Raw genomic sequence first — 2,956 nt, forward strand, 5'->3', positions numbered from 1 at the left:
ATAGACGACTGACATCTCATCACAATCTCGTGCTGCTCGATCACTGGCGCAACCTGCTGGAAAGCGAGGGCATCCCCTGTGAGCTGCGCAATCGCCTGCTCGGTTCTGCCGCGGGCGAGTTGCCCGTGCTCGACTGCGAGCCCCAGCTGTGGGTGGCAGAGCATGACCTTCCACGTGCCCGCCGCCTGCTGGCGAGCATCGAGGCCGCGCCGGCCCTGCCGGACTGGCAGTGTGCCTGTGGCGAACATCTCGAGGGCAGCTTCAGTGAGTGCTGGGCGTGTGGGGCAAGCGCGCCGCAGCAGGCCGCACCACAGGCGCGTCCGCGCGATGAGGACCCGGAGTTCGTGGCATGAGCAAAGGCACCCCGAAGGCGAGCGACGCGCCGCCGTTGACGCAAGATTCCCCCGGCTGGGCACTGCCACGCCCGTTCCTGTTGCCGATCAGCGTGAAGAAGAAGGCGCTGGATGGTTATGGTCACGTCAACAATGCCGAGTATGTGCGCTGGCTGGAGGACATCAGCTGGGCACACTCCGAAGCGTTGGGGCTTGGCCTGGCGCACTACCGTGAGCAGGACCGCGGCATGGCGGTGCACCGTCACGAGATCGACTATCTGGCCAGTGCGCGACTTGGCGATTCGCTGATGCTGGCGACCTGGCTGGTGGATTGCGATGGACGCCTGAGTCTGACGCGTCGCTTCCAGCTGCGCCGGTGCTCGGATGGCCAGACGCTGCTGGAGGCGCGCACGCGCTTTGTCTGCATCGAGCTCTCGAGTGGACGGGCCCGACGCATGCCCGGCGCCTATCGTGAATGCTATTCGGCGGCGCTGGTGAGTGAGGAAACTGCCAGTCAGCGATGATTCCTCGCATTCCACTGCATCATTGGCGTGTTTTGGTGAATCTTGCTGGTATCTGATTGGCGAGACGCTGACGAGTCTGCTGTGCTTGTAGCAGGCGTCGTGATGACGTCAGTGCATTCCGCCAGCAGTGCAAGGAGTTCACCATGCAGATTGCCGTGCCGAAGGAAATCAAGAACCACGAGTATCGCGTCGCCCTCACGCCTGCCGGTGTGCGTGAGCTGATCGCCCAGGGCCATGAGGTGATCGTCGAGTCTGGCGCCGGGGAGGGCAGTGGCTACCCCGATGCCGAATATCAGGGCGTGGGCGCGCGTCTCGAGTCGGACGTCGAGCGGGTCTTTCGCGACGCCGAGCTGATTCTCAAGGTCAAGGAACCGCAGCCGGCCGAGGTCGCGCGGCTCACTAGCGGCCAGACCCTGTTCACCTATCTGCATCTGGCGGCCGCTCGTGAGCTGACCGAGAGCCTGCTGGAGAGCGGCGTGACGGCCATCGCCTACGAGACCATCACGGATGCCGACGGGGGCCTGCCGCTGCTGGCGCCCATGAGTCGCGTCGCCGGCCGCATGGCGATCCAGGCCGGCGCGCACGCACTGGAGAAGGCGCAGGGCGGCATGGGCGTGCTGTTGCCCGGCGTGCCCGGCGTGTCGCCGGCACGGGTCACGGTGATCGGCGGTGGCGTGGTGGGGGAGAACGCGGCGCGCATGGCGCTGGGGCTGGGCGCCGAGGTGGTGATTCTCGATACCTCACTGGCGCGCCTCGAGACCCTGGATCATCGCTATCAGGGCCAGATTCGTACCGTCTATTCGACCTCCGAGGCATTGGAGGAAGCGGTGCGGCAATCGGCGTTGATCATCGGTGCCGTGCTGGTGCCCGGCGCGGCGGCCCCCAAGCTGATTCGCCGCGAGCATCTGCGCAAGATGACGCCGGGCGCCGTGCTGGTGGATGTCGCCATCGATCAGGGCGGCTGCTTCGAGACCAGTCAGGCGACCACCCACGCCGAGCCGACCTACGTGGTGGATGGCATCGTGCATTACTGCGTGGCCAACATGCCCGGCGCGGTGGCACGTACCTCGACCCAGGCGCTGACCAGCGCGACGCTGCCGTATATCGTGCGCCTCGCCAATGGCGGCTATCGCGAGGTGCTGAGCCGGGACAGCCACTTTGCCGCGGGCCTCAATGTGCACGCGGGGCAATTGATCCTGCCGGAAGTCGGCGAGGCCTTCGACATGTCGGTCACTGCGCTCGCCGAGGCACTGGCGAAGGAGTGAGCCGGGCGCGCCGGCCCTTACGAAGGCTGCACGCCTCAGGGTAAGATGTGGGACATATAGCGACAGGTCATGGTGGCTGCGTTCGAGGACTTCGAGCGGGCGCTGCCGCGACCTGTCGTGATCCATTGTGAGCGAGTGCAGCCCCGCGGCACGACCTCCCGACCCAGACGCCCAAGAAGTGCATCCATGACCAAGACCCGCGTTCTTACCGGCATCACGACCACCGGCACCCCTCATCTCGGCAACTATGTCGGCGCCATCAAGCCTGCCATCGAAGCCAGTCAGGACCCGACGGTCCAGTCCTTCTACTTCCTCGCCGACTTCCACGCCCTGATCAAGTGTCAGGACCCGAAGCGCGTGCAGGAGTCGCGTCGTGAGATCGCCGCCACCTGGCTGGCTCTGGGTCTGGACACCGACAACGCCATCTTCTATCGCCAGTCGGACGTGCCGGAGATCCCGGAGCTGATGTGGCTGCTCAACTGCGTGTGCGCCAAGGGCTTGATGAACCGTGCGCATGCCTACAAGGGCGCCGTGGCCGAGAATGAAGAGAGCGGCATCGAGGATCTCGATCGCGGCATCAGCATGGGCCTGTTCAGCTATCCGGTGCTGATGGCGGCGGACATCCTGATGTTCAATGCGCACAAGGTGCCGGTGGGGCGTGACCAGATCCAGCATATCGAGATGGCGCGCGACATGGCCGGGCGCTTCAACCACCTCTTCAAGGGCAACTACTTCACCATGCCCGAGGCGGTGACCGACGAGAAATCCCAGCTGCTGCTGGGCCTCGACGGTCGCAAGATGTCCAAGAGCTACAACAACACCATCCCGCTGTTCG

The 2,956-nt window shown here is 65.1% G+C and carries 4 protein-coding genes; all 4 read left to right on the forward strand.

Going from position 1 to position 2,956, the window contains the following annotated elements; genetic code table 11:
• A partial coding sequence (locus AC4FAH_RS02005) for a putative signal transducing protein (RefSeq protein WP_490245593.1) occupies window positions 1-353 on the forward strand: 353 nt, incomplete at its 5' end.
• Entirely contained in the window at window positions 350-856 is a 507-nt protein-coding gene (locus tag AC4FAH_RS02010) for an acyl-CoA thioesterase (RefSeq protein WP_216060563.1), read from the forward strand. The genes AC4FAH_RS02005 and AC4FAH_RS02010, both read left to right, overlap by 4 nt.
• 143 nt (window positions 857-999) lie before the next feature.
• A complete protein-coding gene (gene ald, locus AC4FAH_RS02015; protein WP_490245594.1) occupies window positions 1,000-2,121 on the forward strand; it encodes an alanine dehydrogenase in 1,122 nt (373 codons plus the stop codon).
• A 186-nt stretch (window positions 2,122-2,307) separates the two neighbouring features.
• On the forward strand, window positions 2,308-2,956 hold a 649-nt coding region (trpS, locus tag AC4FAH_RS02020; RefSeq protein ID WP_490245595.1), incomplete at its 3' end, for a tryptophan--tRNA ligase.

It is taken from the genome of Cobetia sp., assembly GCF_983723665.1.